The organism is Brevibacterium epidermidis NBRC 14811 (assembly GCF_001570805.1).
Classification (GTDB): domain Bacteria; phylum Actinomycetota; class Actinomycetes; order Actinomycetales; family Brevibacteriaceae; genus Brevibacterium; species Brevibacterium epidermidis.
In genome coordinates this window covers 94706-111061 of the sequence record NZ_BCSJ01000002.1, presented here as the reverse complement: position 1 = coordinate 111061, position 16356 = coordinate 94706, and the positions used below count along the sequence as shown (strand labels likewise).

Sequence of the window (16356 nt, the reverse complement as noted above, 5' to 3'; positions counted from 1 at the left end):
AGGGGTTTCGGTTCAGTGCTTCGGCTCTTCGAGTTCCTCGACATCGTCGGCATCCTTCGGCACCGCCGGAATCGAATCCGTTGTCGGCGGTGTCGGCGGAGTGACGACCGACTGGAACGAATGCTCGTGCGAGTACGCGAGGAACGACAGGTGGTTCTCGTACCGGTCGAGCACGTCGTCGATGATCTGCTGCGAACTCAGACCCATGAGGTCGTAGCCTTCCGAACCGGTCTGCGTGAAGACCTCGATCCGGTAGTAGCGGTCGTCTCCGCGGGGAGCGTTGCGGGCACCGAACGACGGCACATTCGCTTCGACGGCCGCGGCCTCGTAGTGGAAGTCGCGTTGCTCGCCCATGTCGACATTGAGCGTGTTCGTCGTGATGCCGGTGTCCTCGTCCATGGTCTGGAGGTGCTCGACGGTGTAGCCGAGTTCGCGGAACTCCTTGGCCACGGCGTCCAGGGACGGCCCGACCACCTCGGCGACGAAGCGTTCGACGGATTTCTTCGTCGGGTAGGACCGCAGGGTCGCCAGACGCTGACGCCAGGTCTTCTCCGGGGCGCGTCCACCATGAGCGGCAGTGGTGCGGCGACGACGGATCCGCCCCTCACGCTCGGCGCGCTCCATGCGCAGCACCTTCGAGAACGAGGCCATGACGAGGTAGGCGATGATCGTCACCGGCAGGGCGAAGATCAGGGTCGCGTACTCCATCGTCGTCACGCCGCCGGCGACGAGCATGGCGATCGTGAGCACTGCGGTCACCAGCGCCCAGAAGATGCGCAGCCACTTGGCGCCGTCCTCTTCCGGATTCGGAATGGAGGAGGAGAAGTTCGACATCACCATGGCGCCGGAGTTCGCGCTCGTGAGGTAGAAGAGCAGACCGGACAGCGTGGCCAGTCCGACGAGGAAAGTCGCTCCCGGGAACATCTCGAGCAGGTCGTACCAGCCCTGTTCCGGAGAGGCGATGGCCGTCTTCGCGAACTCATCGTTGCCGTTGAACACCTCGGACAGAGCCGAGTTGCCGAAGATCGTGACGATGATGAAGTCACAGAGCACGGGAGCGGTGATCGCTGCGATGACGAACTCACGCAGGGTGCGGCCGCGGGAGATGCGGGCGAGGAACAGTCCGACGAAGGGACCCCAAGCGAGCCAGAAGGCCCAGAAGAAGAGGGTCCAGCCGCCCATCCATTCGGAGCCGCCGTCGACATAGGCGAAGGTCTGCAGGGTGCGTTCGGGCAGGGTGAAGATGAAGCGGCCGATGTTCTCGACCATGGCGTTGAGCAGGAACGCGGTCTTGCCGGTGACGAGGATGTAGAGCATCATCGCCGCGCACGACCAGAGGTTGAGCTCGGAGACGAGACGGATGCCCTTGTCCACGCCCGACGTGCAGGCGGCGACGGTCATGACGACTGCCACGATGACGAGCGCGATCTGCAGAGCCAGTCCGGTTTCGAGACCGAAGAGAGTGGCGAACCCGACGTTGAGCAGGACGACGCCGATGCCCATCGAGGTGGCCACGCCGAAGACGGTGCCGACGAGGGCGAAGATGTCGATGACATCACCGGTGGCACCGCGCACGCGCTTGCCCAGCAGCGGGTAAAGGACCGCGCGGATCGACAGGGGCATACCCCAGCGATAGGCGAAGTAGCCCATGGCCATGCCCAGCAGCGAGTACATCGACCAGCCGGCGATGCCGTAGTGGAACATCGTCCACACGACCGCGTCCTGAGCGGCCGCCGCCGATTCGGGGGAGGCATTGACGGGGTGGAGGTACTGGGTGATCGGTCCGGTCACCGAGTAGAAGAGCATATCGATGCCCACGCCTGCAGCGAAGAGCATGGCGACCCAGGTGAAGAGGTTGTACTGCGGGCGGGAATGGTCGGGCCCCAAGCGGACCGAACCCTCCTTGGAGAACGCAACCCAGAGCACGAAGCCGATGACCACGGTGACGGTGACGACGTAGAACCAGCCGAGATTCTCTGCGATCCAGTCCACGGCAGACTTCATGGTCGACTGAGCCGTGTCGGGCATCATCATCGCCCACACGGAGAACGCGAGAATGATGAGGGAGGCGACGATGAAGACTCGCCAGTTGACCCGGGAGCCGCGTTCGTCGGAAAGCTCCTCCGGGCCTTTGCTCATCTCCGTGCTGTCGATCGGAGCGCGCTTCTCAGGGTCGATATCCCTGCTGATTCTGGTTGCCCGGTCGGTGCCGCCGAATCGTTCCCTTTCGACGACTGGGCGCTTCAACTTCTCTTCATTCGGATCCTGCACGCATCGACCTCCAGTAGACAAAATGGGACAGGGCCCGAAATTGGGCCCGATCTATTGTATGGGTGGAGGATTCTCACAAATTCATCACCCCCTACTTTCAGGTAATCGACTAAGCGGCAAGGGCGTCCGGATCATGCGCGTGAGCAGGTGCGGACATGCACGCGGGTGGTGCGGTTATGCCCGCTCGCGATCATGCGCGGGAGCGGGCTGCCACCTCGGTGAGGGTGTCGACGAAACGCTGTGCTTCGGCGGGTGTGGTCTCTTCCAAGCGCATCGACGATCCGACGTGCAGTTCCACGGTCACGGTCGCACGTCCGCGGAAATCCTCTGCTCTGACGGCACCGACCTGCCGAGGAGCTGCCTCCGAGAGTTGGGCGATGGAGCCCTGGGCATCGGTGCGCACCCGCATGATCCGCAGGTCGGTGAGGATGAGCAGATCGGTGTCGAACGGCGGCAGACTCTGCAGCCGCGCGTACTCGATCTCGCCGGGACGAAACAGGCCGGTCGACTTGATTCGCACTGATCGTGCTCGCGGGGCGTCCGGTTTGGCTGGCTCTCGACCCGCTGGTGGGAGAGTGTCCGCCTTGCGGTTCTGCGCCCAGAGGCGGAACGCGCGGAACGGCGACCAGCCGTCTGCAGGGGAGGGGACGTCTGCGGGCCGTACCGACTGCGGTCGGTCGGTGTCATCGGCCGGGGGAACCGGGTTCGAGGGGAGGGAATGGGAGGTCATGAATGTGATTCTGGCAGAGCCGCCTCGGCGATGGGGTGGGTCGGTCGTAATCGTTTGGGAACATCTGTGCCCGATCGCTCACTTCGGGTGAAGTGCCGGAGCCGGTGCGACGCGTCCATGGAATACTGGGCGCATGCGTGCAGGTGAAGTCTCCGAGGTCAGTCAGGACTACCTCAAGGCCATCTGGTCGGCCCAGGAATGGGGCGGGGACCCGATGACGGCCACCGAGCTTGCGAACCGATTCGGAACGACGAAGGCCAATGTCACCGAGGTGCTCAAACGGCTCGACGAGCTCGGCCTCATCACTCGCGTGCCCTACCGCCCGCCGGTGCTCACCGAGGAGGGCAAGGCGATCGCCCTGTCGATGGTGCGCCGGCACCGGCTCATCGAGACGTTTCTCGTGAAGTCGCTCGGCTACGGCTGGGACGAGGTCCACGACGAGGCCGAGATCCTCGAGCATGCCGCCTCCGATCGGCTCATCGACCGCATCGACGCGTTCCTCGGCCACCCGACGTCCGACCCGCACGGCGATCCCATCCCGGGTGCCGACGGTGCCGTCGATTCCCATACTCCGACCCTCCTCGCCGAGGCGGCCGCCGGGTCCTATGCGGTGCTGAGGGTCTCCGACGCCGATCCGCAGATCTTGGGCAAGCTCGCCGAGGCGGGGGTGCTTCCCGACGTCGCACTCGACGTCGTTGACCGCACCGATGACGCGGTGACCGTGGACATCGGAGGGAAGCGGGAGACGATCGCTGCCGCGCTCGCCGTGGCCGTGTATCTGCGCACAGCCGGTTGATCCGAAGCGGGATTCCCGACTGATTCCGTTGATAACATCTGTTGTATGGGAAAGAGCTTCGGTCCCGGGAATGACCCCGACCTCGACATCGTTCGCTCAGCTGATGCTTCCGGCTCTGATCTGCAGAGGATCGCGGCGACCCGACCCGACCTGCTCGCTGACATCGCTGCCCATCCGAATGCCTATCCGGATCTGCTCGACTGGCTTGCCACTCATCAGGATCCGGCAGTCCAGGAAGCGCTCGCTCGACGAGGCTGGACTTCGGGCCAGTATCAGAACCCAGCACAATACCCCACCTACAACTATGGATCTGCTGCACAGGCGGGTGCTTCGCCTTCGCCGCAGACGGGGAGTCGCAGCAATCGGAAATGGATGTTGGGAATCGGCGCGGGACTTGTCCTCGTCCTCGCTGTGGCCGGCGGATTCTTCGGCGCACGATTCTTTTCTGGCTCTGACTTCGACAAAGCGCCCAATCAGAAGGTCGCCGTCGACCTCGCCGACGTCGGCCGCAATGCGCAGCTGACTCGGTTGCAGCCAGGCGATGACGCCGATGCTGACCAGCAGCTCGTCAACGTCGTCGGTCCTCGACAGTCGGTGATCATGGCCCTCCACGAGGAGACTCTGCAGCCGATGTGGATGGCCCCGGTCCCGCACACCGGTGTGAAGGAACCGGAACCCGAAGACGTCATCGATGACGGTGGAGCGGATGATTCTGCCGATGATGATTCGAAGAAGTCCGGTCCGAAGCTTGAGGGCACTCCAGTGGACTGCCAGTGGACGGCAGACTCTTTGACCTGCGGGGATCGCACAATTCGGTTGAAGGACGGAGAAGTCACCCTCAGCCCGGGTGACGACGCGAAGGGTTCGAAGTCAGGCGGATCGTCTGATAACACGGAGAATGGCGACACAGACGCCGAGGTGGAGGACCCGGCTTCGGAGGCCGTGCCGATCACCGTCAATGACGACGGAAGTCTCAGCTCACCGTCCGGCAGCAAGTATTCCGACGTCACCGTCGATACCGATGCGACAGTGCGGAAGGTCGGTGCGGGCGAGGACGGACCGTGGGTGGTCTCGGACGGTCAGGTGGTCGTCGCATTCGATTCCGACTCGGTGCTGTGGAAGTCCGAACTGGGTGAGAAGGCGGCGACAGCATCCGGCCTCGGCGAGCCTCGGCTGCGACCGAACTGGACGATTGAGGACGATGTGCTCGTCATCGCCGACGATGTCGGTGTGCACGGTCTCGCCGTTGACTCCGGTCAGGAGCTGTGGCGCGTCGACGTCGAACTCGACAGTTTCACTGTCTCCGGTTCGCATCTGATGGTCATGTCCGACGGTGTTCTCGAGGTCTTCGACTTCACCGATTCGAGCGACGTCGACACTGTCAAGGCCGACCCTGGCTATAACGGCGGCTCCGATGGGGGCGCAATTGCTAAGTTTCCCGGCCGAGACGCATTCCTGAACGAGAAGCTGTCGGCGCCGCCGGCCTGCGTGGAATTCGGTCTCGCCTATGACGACTACTATGCTGACGGCCCACTGGATCCGAAGCCCGAGCACGAGGTGGAATTCACCGACGGTGAGGCCAGCTCCGACGACGGCCGCTATTCCGGTATCTCGATGGTAGGTTTCACGACGTCTCGTATGGGCGACAAGGCCGTGACCGCCGTCGAATTCAGCTGCAACGGTGGCGGCTCCTACACCTACCCGTCGATCGGGATCTACGATCAGGATCTCAATCTGCTCGACTCCATTGAGCTCTGGGACCATGCCGACGATCGTGGCGACTCGGCCGATATCTCCGGGTATGTGCCCAAACCGTACTTCAATGCGGTCAGCCCGATGGGGCAGTATCTGGGGATCAGCGTCGGCGGCATCGGTGTCTACGGGGACGATGGATGTACTGCATGCAAGAAGTCCGCGAGTGCCGATGTCCTCTACCGCTGGGATGGGAAGTCCTTCGCTCATCAGGACACCGTCTACCACGTGCCCTCCGGCGACGTTCGTACGCCGGATGTAGAGCAGGTGCAGAAGTTCGCCGAGGCGGTCGCCGCCGGAAACGACACAGAAGCGAAACGTTCGGCGACCCCCGAAATGATGTCATCGCTCGATGACATCCTCGGTGACGGTCAGACGTCGAACCCGCCGACGGTCCGATCCGAGCATTTCCCCAAAGGCGTGAAGGTCGACCACTGTGAGCTCATTCAGCCCTATGAAGATGGTGACTTCAGTGGTGGCGAATACTATTTCACGAACGGCAAGTCGATGTCGTATCTGTCGGCTCGGGACGAGATCCGGGCAGGTGACACGGTCTGCGGCGTGACGACGCCGGAGACGGGAAGCGGCGATCAGTATTACTTCTACCTGCTCCTCAGTGGGACCCCGGACGGCAGCCTCAACGTCTACGAGGCGGGTCGGCAGTTCGGCTGATCCGACAGGCCGTGCCGGTTGGGTTGGGCGCGGTCGGGTGGTCTCACCTCAACCGTTGGTGTGCGGGCGCGGAAACTTCGGTTCCGCGCGCAGCAGAGTCAGTGTCGTGGCCGTTCGCGCATCGAATCCATCGGTGAGGAAGATCTTCGGCCAATCGCTCCAGAGTTCGGATTCATACGGGGTGCCGGGCAGGTAGGTCTTGAATGTCACCTGGCGGTGTCCCGGGTGGGATCGGAACGACTCTTTCGAAATGGTGTGAAGGCTTTCGTGGAGTGCTTGAAAGAGCACCGGGTTGAAGCCGTCTGCGCGTGCGGAGTCGGCGGTGCGCACCCAATCGGGTCCGGCGACAGGAATGCCGCGGTTGATCGCCTCGCTCATCTGAGCTTTGATTCCGGCTCGCTGCGGGTCGGGGGAATGGCGGAGGAGGACCTTCGACCAGTGCAGTGCCTCTGCGGGGTCGAAGCCTGGCCACTGTTCAGCGGCCCTGCGGCGCTTTTCGTCAAAGTCGTAGAAGTCTGCGGACATGGCGAACCGTCCTTCTCGGGCGCATCGGCCCTGATCGAAGCTTGCCCGAGCGGTCGGCACGGGCCCGTTCTTCCCCTGGGGCACCCGGTCGATGACGGGTTGCCGTGTGGCCGGCCAGGTACCGATGGCCACAGCTCGCGAACGTGATTTCAGTGTAGACGGAGGGTCTGACATGACCCGTGTGCTGCCGATTTCTGCGGGTCAGTCGCGGAAGAATCTAGACGAGTCCTTCTTTATCGGCGTCGGCTGCGGATGACCAGAAGCGGGGGTCGTGGTCCTCGACGGTTTCTCCGCAGTCGACGCAGGTGCGGAACTCGATGGTTTCGTCGGTGTCTAGTCGACCCGGTGTCAGGCTGCTGCTCTCCTCGCAGCCGGGACACCATCCGTTGATGAAGCGTCCGATGTGAGTGCCGTGTTCTTTGTCCATTCCGGCTGCCCTCTCGACCGAATGCGCGGTACGTGGACGTGCTGTTTTCAGTCTACGAGCGCCGGCAGACGGTGAAGATGAACTTCCGGAGAAGATGACGGAGCCGCCGGTAGCCCGGCATCGCACGGGCCGGACAGTGCCCCGGTCCGACGGGGAAACGTCGGACCGGAGCACTGGACGACTTACCTCCGCGGCAGGTTCAATTTCACCTGCGCGGCAGGTTCCACCTCGGCTGGGGCTGCTGCGGTTTCTGATGCTGATTCATGAAACCGCGTTCGGCCTGCAGATGGCCCTTGTCATGGCTCTTCGCCTTGGGACCGGCACCCGGGATGGAAGCCTGGAGCTTCTCGGTCGCCTTTTGGGCGCCGACGATGGGCATCTCCCCGGTGATCAATGGCTTCTCCGGGGCCGCCTCGGTGACGGGATTCTGTTGGGGTGCTTTGCTGTTTCGCATGGTCTGTCCCTTCTTCGCATTCTTCGGTTGTGTCGTGGTCTTCGCGGTCTTGTGGTTGCCGGAGTTCTTCTGCTCGGTTTCGGTGGTCAGTTCGGTGAACAGTCCGGTCCACTGGTCTGGGGTGAGGTCTTTGGGCAAGGTGTCTCCTCTGATGTCGTTGCGGTCCATGGTCGATTGCAGAGTGCGGTGATCGGTGATGCTCATCTTCGAGAGGATTCCTTTCATTCCTCGCCCGCGACCGGTGAAGACCGAACGGACGAACTGTTGATAATCGGATCGAGAACGAACCGGGATCGATCCGGTGGTGCAGCGATCGATGGTGAGGATGCCGCCATCGACGCTGGGTTTCGGGGTGAACGCATCGGCAGGGACGCGGGTGACGAGACGGAAGTCGAACCACGGCGCCCATTGCGCGGTCATCATGGTCGACCCGCCGATTCCTGCGCGTTTGCGGGCCACCTCCCATTGGGTGAGCAGAATCGCCCGCTGCCAGCGTCCGGAACGCAGCAGTTTGCGGAGGATGGGAGTGGTGAGGTGGAACGGCAGATTGCCGACGATGACCGGCCGGTCGAGCCGGGTGGTCAGGATGTCGGCGTGCCGGACCTCTGCCCGCGGGTACGTGTCTTCAAGGTGATCCAACCTCGTTTCGTCGAGTTCGACGAGTGTGAGCTCTCGCCCGAGCCGGTAGAGCTCGGCGGTGACTGCTCCGTCGCCGGGACCGATCTCCATGATCGGTCCGGAGGTGGAACGAGCCAGGCTCGCAATCGTGTCGATGATGGTGGATGAGCGCAGAAAGTTCTGGCCGAGTTCATGCCGCCCGCCGTGCATCGACCGTGATGTCGAACGCGGATGTGTCGAACGGCTTCGTGAGTTTCGGGGTCGCAATGGGATGTGCTCCAAAAAGAAGTTGGAGGCACCCGAGGCAGCGCAATGATGGTGAGTCAGATCGATTCGCGATGACCGTCTCGACCGTTGTGATCGAAGTGGTCAGGGAATCGGAAAGGGATCAGCCGATTGCCGCATCGCCCGGATGCCGAGGGCTCTCCGGGAGGACAACGCGCTTGCAGAGGTGATCAGGATGACCGTCGTCGGTCATCCGATCGCAGAAGAATTCGTCAGGCGCGCTGTCAGGCGCTGCGGTGACGAATAAAGAAGCAAGGCGCAGTCACTGCGCTGCTGTTCAATGTTCCCATGCCGAACAAGATAGCACAGGGGTCTTTGCCGGCACCAGGGTTCGGATGAAAAACGCCCCGCCGACTTCGTGGGGAAGTCGACGGGGCGGAAGGTCGGATCCGTTTGACGAGATGTCTCGAACGTGGTCCGGCGAACGCTAGCGGAGCGTTCGCGTCAGCGGGTCAGCCCATCAGGGTGCGCAGGGCGATGACGCCGATCGAACCGATGACCGCGGCGGCCGGGAGGGTGATGATCCACGCCAGCGCGATCGGCTTCATGAGCTTCCAGTTCGCCGAGCGGTTGACCAGGCCGACACCGATGATCGCACCGATGAGGATGTGCGTCGACGACACCGGCAGACCACTCACCGAGGCGGCCATGACGATTCCTGCGGCAGCGAGCTCGGCGGCGAATCCGGAGGCTGGGTGGATCTCGGTGAGGTTCGTGCCGACGGTCGCGATGACCTTGCGGCCGATGAACCAGAGACCGACGATGAGGGCGATACCGCAGGTGAGCATGGCCGCAAACGGCACGGTCGCCTCGCCGTGCATGTTGCCGGTGCGGAGCACATCGAGGACGGCGGCGAAGGGGCCGACAGCGTTGGCGATGTCGTTCGAACCGTGGCTGAAGGCGAATGCGGAGGCGGTGAACACCTGCATCCAGGAGAACAGGATGTACGTCGCACGGGGAACCGTCTGCTTGCGCAGGGTCTTCGCGAAGACGAACACAGCCAGCCACACGGCCGCGCCGATCATCGCCATGATGAGCAGGCCGCCGACGGTGGACACGCTCATGTCGAGGTTCTTCAGGCCCTTGAACAGCAGCATCGCGGTGATGATGACCGCACCTGCGGCGGCGATGAGGGGAACCCACCGCTGCAGGGCCGAATGGGTGCCGATCGATCCGCCGTCGGTGGGGTCATCCTCGGTGGCGGCGTCGATCTGTGCGTCGACGGATCCCTCGGCCGCGGAGACCGGGGCGAGCATGTGCGGCTTCAGCGTGTGCGACAGCGACTTGCCGAGCACGTACTTCTTGATCAGTCCGTAGATGATGAACGCGGCGAGTCCGCCGAGAGCGGGAGATAGGACCCAGGAGATCGCGATCTGACCGACCTCGGACCACTGCACCATGGCGAATCCGCCGGTGCCGGTGACGAAGCCGATCGTCAGCGAGGCACCGATGATGCCGCCGATGATGGCGTGCGTCGTCGACACCGGCCAGCCCATCCGAGTTGCTACGAGCAGCCACACTGCGGCGCCGAGGAGGGCCGCCATCATGATGAACGCGAAGTCCATCGGGTTGATCGCCACCCCGCTGAGGTCGACGATTCCGCTCTTGATCGTGTCGGTGACGTCACCGCCGGCGAGCAGGGCGCCGCTGACCTCGAAGACTGCGGCGATGAGCAGTGCCTGCTTCATCGTCAGGGTGCCGGCGCCGACGGAGGTGCCGAAGGCGTTGGCGACGTCATTGCCGCCGATGTTGAAGGCCATGAAGGCGCCGAAGATGACCGTGGTGATGAGCACCATGCGGGGTGCGTCGCGGCCCACGAAGTCGAAGGACCACAGGGTGAAGGCGATGAGGGTGATCGCCAGCAGGCCACCGAAGGCCAGATGCCAGAGGCGGTCGTTGCTGCGGCCGACGGCAGGCGGTGGAGTGTGGCGCTCCGGTGCCAGAACCTGGGTCATTCGTTCTCCTAGCGAGTTTCAGTCGATGTGGCAGTGTCTGTCTGCCTCTATGATTCGCAGGCCGAATGACCGCCAGGTTACGGGGAAGGTGAATGGACGGTTAACTCCGATTCCGAGGCTCACGAAATGCTCATGCACAGTCGGTACTTTTTGCCTTCCGTTCACGCAATGTTCCAGGTCAGGTGCTATGTCGGCCGGGTTTCGGTGGAGGGTGAATACGGGGGCGCCGAGGACGGAAATTCGTGTTGTGACAATGACCACTTCGGCCCGAAATGAGCGCATGAAAGAGCCCGGATCCGCTTATCTGCGGATCCGGGCTCGATCGAAGTGCGAAAAGCTCGCTGAGGCGGCCGGAATCAGTCGATGATCTCCCCGCGGATGACATCGCCGCCGCCATCGTCGGGACCATTGCGATGCGGGTCCGACTTCATCTGCCGGTCGACCCTGCGCAGGCGACGGCCGAGAGCGATGAGAGCGATGCCGACGATGATGATGAACCCGGCGAGGGTGAAGATCAGCGCGGTCACCCCGGCGCCCGGAGCGAATAGGAAGAAGCCGCCAAGGATGATGCCGAGCACTCCGATGACGGTGAGCACCCACCACGACCTCACACCCATCCGACGGATGAAGAAGGACACGGTGAGGGCGAGGAAGCTGAAGAAGATGATCGCGAACCCGGTCAGCACCGTGACCATGGACGCGAAGAGCATAGGGGTGAAGAAGATGAGCACACCGAGGAGGATGAGCAGAACCGCACGCGTGACCATGCTGCCGGTGCGGCCTCCCTTCGGTGCGAACACGAGGGAGGAGATGGCGATGACGGCGAGCCAGCAGGCGAAGATCCGCACCACCACCTCGGCGGAGGTGCCTGGCCAGACCATCATCAGCGCACCCATCACGAGGGCGATGACGCCGTTGACGATGACTGTTCTTCCAGTGCGATTGAGGTCCATGCGCCCAGCCTAGTCCTCCGGTTTGGACGGACGCTGAAGACTGCGGGAAGGGTCCGTGGCCGGGTAAGGCTAGGTCGGGCGATGGTTGGAGAGGGGCGGTTCAGGCGTGACCGAAGTGCTCCTCCTGTTCGGTTGCGTCGGACCGTGCGTCCGAATCCGATGTGGTCCGCTCCTGTTCCGGCATGTCCGAGGTGACGCGCTCCTGCTCTGGCATCAGCCCGGTGAGCTTGAGCGATTCGGACATCGCTTGGACGATGGCGTCGAGGTCGGCCGGTACCTTCGGCGTCGTGTCCGATTCGGACCGGTCGGCCGCCTCGGCGGGAGTGTCCGTGGTGGGTTTGGACTCTGCGTCCGTGGTCGACTTCGGCCCCGCCTCGGTGGTGGGAACAGCGGTCGGGGTGTTGCCTTCGAGGAAGCGCAGCAGCTCGACGGGGAAGGGCAGGACCAGGGTCGAGTTCCGTTCCGCGGCTACCTCGACGATGGTCTGCAGCAGGCGCAGCTGCAGGGCGGACGGGGTGTGGGCCATGGCCTCTGACGCCTGGGCAAGCTTGTTCGAAGCCTGCAGCTCACCATCGGCGATGATGACGCGGGATCGACGTTCGCGTTCGGCTTCGGCCTGGCGCGACATCGAGCGCTTCATCGTCTCCGGCAGTGCCACGTCCTTGATCTCGACGCGGTCGATGTGGATGCCCCAGTCGACGGCGGGACTATCGATCATGATCGCCAGGCCCTGGTTAAGGCGTTCGCGGTTGGTGAGCAGATCATCGAGTTCGCTCTGACCGATGATCGACCGCAGCGAGGTCTGGGCGACCTGGCCGACGGCGAGCTGGTAGTCCTCGACGTCGATGACGGCCTTGCGCGGGTCGACGACCTTGAAATAGATGACAGCGTCGACGCGGACGGTGACGTTGTCCCGGGTGATGCCCTCCTGTGCAGGGATGGGCATGGTCACGATCTGGAGGTTGACCTTCTCGAGCTTGTCGACGAAGGGGACGATCGCGGTCATTCCGGGTGGACGGGGCTCGGAATTCACCCTGCCGAGGCGGAAGACCACCCCACGCTCATACTGCTTGACGATCTTCAGGCTGTTTCCCAGCGTGATTGCTCCGAGTGCGACAAGTGCGGCGAGGATACTGAGCGCCAACATGTCGAATCGCCTCCTTTGACGACTGACTGTCTAGCCCATTCTACGCCTGAACGGCGGGGAAAGACCCGGCTCAGAGGGAACGCTGAGGGGGTGGGCTCAGGCCTCTCGGGACTCTCTGGCTTCTCGGGCCAGCATTCGTTTGCCAGCTGGGTAGGCGGCCAGGGCCCGGGGGAGGCTGACGCGTCGGCCGGAGGCGAAGGTCGCGAGCACGCGTCCGGTGCCGGTCTGATCCTCACCGACTCCGGCGGGTTCGAGGCCGATGCGACGCAGCGTCTGTTTGGCCACGGGCATGGGGGAGTCGAATACAGTGAGGGCTCCGGCCCGGGCAGCCATGATGCGGTCGGCGACGAGCCCATAGTGGGTGCAGCCGAGCACAACGGTCTCCATTCCGGGCCCCATCTGGGTGAAGGCATCCTCGATGGCGGTGTCGATCTTGTCCAAGTCAGCGGCGTTGATGGCTTCGGCCAGTCCGGGGCAGGCGACCTTGGCCACGTGCAGGTCTGCGGCGAAGGAGTCGATGAGGTTCTGCTGATACTCGCTGCCCGTGGTCGCGGGCGTCGCCCAGATAGCGAAATCCTGGCCGGTGCCGGCGGCCATCTTCACCGCCGGGACGGTGCCGATGACGGGGATATCGGGTTCGTAGCGGGCACGGACGGCTTCGAGCGCCTGCACCGAGGCGGTGTTGCAGGCGATGACGATGGCGTCGGGTTCCCATTCGGCGAGCACCCCGGCTGAGTGCAGGGCCCGCTGTTCGAGGGTGTCGGTGCTCAGGCTGCCGTACGGGGTGAAGTCCGGGTCCATTGCGAGGACGAGGTCCGCGTCGGGGGCGAGGTTGAACAGCGCGTCGGCGGTGCCGAGGAGTCCGAGTCCGGAATCGAGCAGGCCGATGCGCGTCATGAAGTCCCCTTCGTGTCGGTTGTCGTCTTCTTCTCGGAAGTCGCTGAATTGCCGGTCGTCGCATCGCCCGTTTTCGGGTTGCCGGACTTCGAGGCAACGGGCTTCGAATCGCCAGTCTTCGCAGCGCTGGCCTTCGGGTAGGCGAACTCCCGGATCTCCTTGAGATGGGCCTTCGTCAGGCCGTGGGCGAAGTCCGGGGCGATGAGTTTGAGGCGGTTCGGCGAATAGTTCTCAAGGAAGTACTCGCGGGTGGCCGGCCAGGCCAGATCGTCGTCGATCCAGATCGCGCGCCCGTGTTCGTGCGTGGCCAGCCAGTCCTCCATGGCACGGGCCTTCCACCACTGCCGCGGGTCGTGAGCGTAGCGATTGTGGGTCTCATCGGGCATTTCGATGACGTCGAAGGAGTTGCGCAGACCGAACTTCGGTTCGAGTTCGGACTTGCATCGCTGCGACCAGGTCGACAGCCACACGACGTCGACCTCATGGGTCTCGACGATGCGGTCGAAGAATTCGACGACGGCGGGCCGGTAGTGGAGTTCGTAGTGCCACGCGTGCAGCTTCTTCCGTCCCTCGGCCATGCTGCGCAGTTTGGGGACCGGGTAGGAGTTGAGGACACCGTCGACATCGAGGAAGACAGTGACATGGCGAGCCTGCCTGCGCGCCGACACCGGCGCTGCGGATGCTGCAGCCATCGTTCCTTCCCATGAGCTCAGGCGATCGGCCTCGTACGGGGCCGTCCACGCGTTATTCTGGGGGCAGATCGCGCCGTCCGCACCAGATGAACACAGTTGAGTTTACCGCCGAGAGCGTCAAGAGGCCGAGTTCATGTATCGAGAAACCCGCATCCCGCGTCTGCGGGTAAGCCTGTGGATCTCGGTTCCCGACAAGGCGCATTCCCTCGCCGAGGCGGCCCACCCCGATGGTGGGCCCGCGTTCGTCCCGAAATTCCGTCCCTCCCCGGACTACCCGACGGCTGTGAGTCTTGGTAGTGGCTGGTCTGGGACCGGCTGGCAGAGTAGGTGTTGGCCGTACCCATCCCGTGATCGTGACTCAACCCGGCGGTGACCCACCCCTCTTTGGTGGTGTCTTCGGGCCGATTTGTCCGATCACATGGGTGGTGCGGCCGGCACCAGCCCGGCCCACCTCGGTAACTTGATCAGAAGGCTGTCCACCCCCGGAAAACCGGGGGCGTGACTCATCACAGTGTTGTTCCGAAGTGACTCCTACCCGGACCGGTACCGGCCGCAAGCGGCCGGTCAACCTATCGGTCAAACAGGAAGCTTCGAACCGCCATGTCCATTGTCGCGCACTTATACAACTTCTTCATCGGCGTCGATACCCACGCCAGAAACCACGTCTACACGATCATCACCAACACCGGTCTCCTCGTCGCTACCCGCAGTTTCCCGACGTCGCGGGCCGGGATCAAACGGGCTCTGAACTGGGCTGGTAGGCGCACCAGCGGTGACCTCGACACCCTCTGGGTTGTGGAAGGAACCGCATCCTACGGGGCGGTGCTGACCGGGCACATCGCCGCGGCCGGATACTCGGTCGTCGAAGCCGGGCGGATGGATGCCAAGGCCAGGTTCGGTGTGGGCAAGAGCGACGAGCTCGACTCCTACCGGATCGCGGCATCCGTGTTGGCGTTGCGCACTGACCAGCTGCGGTGGCCGCGACAAGGCGCGGGTGTCCGGCAGGCACTGCGTGTCCTGCTGGCAGCCCGGGACGCGATGACCACGGAACGGACTCGGATGATCAACTCCCTGACAGCTCTGGTGCGCACCATCGATCTGGGCATCGATGCCCGTCAGTCATTGACTGATGACCAGGTCACAGAGATCGCGAAATGGCGGGCCCGCAATGAGGACATTGATGTGTCCACCGCCCGTGATGAAGCGATCCGTCTGGCCAAACGGGTCCTGGCTTTGAATGACGATCTGCAGGACAACCATGACAGGCTCGCCGAGCTCGTTGAAGCCAGCCCGGCCGCGGTCTTGCTGGCCGAGCCCGGGATCGGTCCGTTCAGTGCTGCTGTGTGCTTCACCGCGTGGTCCCATCCCGGTCGGGTACGGAACGAGGCTGCGTTCGCAGCTTTGGCGGGGGTCAACCCGATCCCTGCGTCGTCGGGTAACACGCACCGGCATCGGTTGAATCGGGGTGGGGATCGACAGTTGAACCGGGCTTTGCACACGGTGATCACGAACCGGATGATCCACGATGAGAGGACCAGGGATTATGTTGCCCAGCGCTTTGGTGAGGACCCGACGAAGAAGTCGAAGAGGGAGCTCAAACGCAAGCTCAAATGGTATCTAGCGCGTCGGGTCTTCAGGATTCTCAACGGGCTAGAAACTAGTCCCGCGCCGGCTTGACAGACATAGAAGGATCGGCCCTGATACCTCGCGCAAGGTTGCTGGGCCGCCGTCAGGTAGTAATTAGGAGTTGAGGGCGGCGAAGAGGTCGACCTTGTTGCCGTCGGGGTCGGAGACCACGGCGTAGCGCTGACCCCAGAACGCGTCCCACGGTTCGTGGACGATTCCGGCCACCGGGTCGCCTCCCTCGGTGCCGGGCCCGGTGAGCTGGGCGAATGTCTCATCGACCGCCTCGGCGATGGCGCAGTCGAAGGCCAAGGACATCTTGTGTCCGCCCGTCGGCCAGGTCCATTCGGGATCGATGCCGAGTATGACCGCCTCGGTGTCGAGGAGGATGCGCAGGGACCCCGAGGTGAACTCGGTGTGCGCGGCATCCGGGCCGCCGTCGGCGAGCTCGAGGCCGAGCGCGGAGTAGAAGGTGATCGCAGCGGGCATGTCCGAGGTGATGATGGAGATCGCGTCGAGTTTCATGCCTTCAGGCTATGCGGATCCGCGCCGCGCCGGC

At 63.6% G+C, this 16356-nt stretch carries 13 protein-coding genes, 1 pseudogene and 1 riboswitch; of the genes and pseudogenes, 3 read left to right on the top strand and 11 right to left on the bottom strand.

What is annotated here, in order from left to right; translation table 11 throughout:
• Window positions 1-12 precede the first annotated feature (12 nt).
• Together betT and BEP01S_RS16730 are read right to left on the bottom strand one after the other, a co-directional pair.
• Window positions 13-2271: a choline BCCT transporter BetT gene (betT, locus tag BEP01S_RS01260; protein WP_083532430.1), complete on the bottom strand. Its 2259-nt coding sequence runs from the start codon at window positions 2269-2271 to the stop codon at window positions 13-15.
• Window positions 2272-2461: 190 nt separating this feature from the next.
• Window positions 2462-3001 carry a hypothetical protein gene (locus BEP01S_RS16730; protein ID WP_157070484.1) on the bottom strand — a complete coding sequence of 180 codons (540 nt, stop codon included), beginning with the start codon at window positions 2999-3001 and terminating at the stop codon, window positions 2462-2464.
• A 133-nt stretch (window positions 3002-3134) separates the two neighbouring features.
• Between BEP01S_RS16730 and BEP01S_RS01250 the strand changes: the two genes are divergently transcribed.
• Both BEP01S_RS01250 and BEP01S_RS01245 read left to right on the top strand, forming a co-directional pair.
• Window positions 3135-3797 (top strand): metal-dependent transcriptional regulator, encoded by a 663-nt coding sequence (locus BEP01S_RS01250; protein WP_039211431.1) that lies wholly within the window; start codon window positions 3135-3137, stop codon window positions 3795-3797.
• A gap of 45 nt (window positions 3798-3842) precedes the next feature.
• Window positions 3843-6221: a variant leucine-rich repeat-containing protein gene (locus tag BEP01S_RS01245; RefSeq protein WP_062239639.1), complete on the top strand. Its 2379-nt coding sequence runs from the start codon at window positions 3843-3845 to the stop codon at window positions 6219-6221.
• Window positions 6222-6269: 48 nt separating this feature from the next.
• Here BEP01S_RS01245 and BEP01S_RS01240 read toward each other — a convergent pair whose 3' ends face one another.
• The 8 genes and pseudogenes from BEP01S_RS01240 to BEP01S_RS01205 form a co-directional block, all read right to left on the bottom strand.
• Window positions 6270-6746, bottom strand: coding sequence for a hypothetical protein (locus tag BEP01S_RS01240; RefSeq protein WP_062239637.1), 477 nt, complete (start codon window positions 6744-6746; stop codon window positions 6270-6272).
• 32 nt (window positions 6747-6778) lie between these two features.
• Window positions 6779-6889: riboswitch (SAM riboswitch) on the bottom strand.
• Window positions 6890-6963: 74 nt separating this feature from the next.
• A complete protein-coding gene (locus BEP01S_RS01235) occupies window positions 6964-7173 on the bottom strand; it encodes a hypothetical protein (RefSeq protein ID WP_062239635.1) in 210 nt (69 codons plus the stop codon).
• Between the two features lie 523 nt (window positions 7174-7696).
• Window positions 7697-8455, bottom strand: a pseudogene (erm, locus tag BEP01S_RS01230) (23S ribosomal RNA methyltransferase Erm); the annotation flags it as partial.
• Between the two features lie 527 nt (window positions 8456-8982).
• The gene (locus BEP01S_RS01225) at window positions 8983-10485 is read right to left on the bottom strand and encodes an inorganic phosphate transporter (protein ID WP_062239634.1); all 1503 of its coding nucleotides are present in this window, start codon (window positions 10483-10485) and stop codon (window positions 8983-8985) included.
• Window positions 10486-10841: 356 nt separating this feature from the next.
• Window positions 10842-11438, bottom strand: a complete 597-nt coding sequence (locus BEP01S_RS01220; protein WP_062239632.1) for an HdeD family acid-resistance protein — start codon at window positions 11436-11438, stop codon at window positions 10842-10844.
• Window positions 11439-11538: 100 nt separating this feature from the next.
• Complete coding sequence (locus BEP01S_RS01215) at window positions 11539-12585, bottom strand: slipin family protein (RefSeq protein WP_082819241.1); 1047 nt, start codon at window positions 12583-12585, stop codon at window positions 11539-11541.
• Window positions 12586-12681: 96 nt separating this feature from the next.
• Window positions 12682-13482 (bottom strand): glutamate racemase, encoded by an 801-nt coding sequence (locus BEP01S_RS01210; RefSeq protein ID WP_062239630.1) that lies wholly within the window; start codon window positions 13480-13482, stop codon window positions 12682-12684.
• Window positions 13479-14174, bottom strand: a complete 696-nt coding sequence (locus BEP01S_RS01205; protein WP_157929846.1) for an HAD domain-containing protein — start codon at window positions 14172-14174, stop codon at window positions 13479-13481. The genes BEP01S_RS01210 and BEP01S_RS01205 overlap by 4 nt, the downstream gene beginning before the upstream one ends.
• A 600-nt stretch (window positions 14175-14774) precedes the next feature.
• Between BEP01S_RS01205 and BEP01S_RS01200 the strand changes: the two genes are divergently transcribed.
• Window positions 14775-15851: an IS110 family RNA-guided transposase gene (locus tag BEP01S_RS01200; RefSeq protein ID WP_062239628.1), complete on the top strand. Its 1077-nt coding sequence runs from the start codon at window positions 14775-14777 to the stop codon at window positions 15849-15851.
• A gap of 63 nt (window positions 15852-15914) precedes the next feature.
• On the opposite strand, the gene BEP01S_RS01195 is transcribed toward BEP01S_RS01200, so the two are convergent.
• Window positions 15915-16322, bottom strand: a complete 408-nt coding sequence (locus BEP01S_RS01195; RefSeq protein ID WP_062239626.1) for a VOC family protein — start codon at window positions 16320-16322, stop codon at window positions 15915-15917.
• Between the last annotated feature and the right edge of the window lie 34 nt (window positions 16323-16356).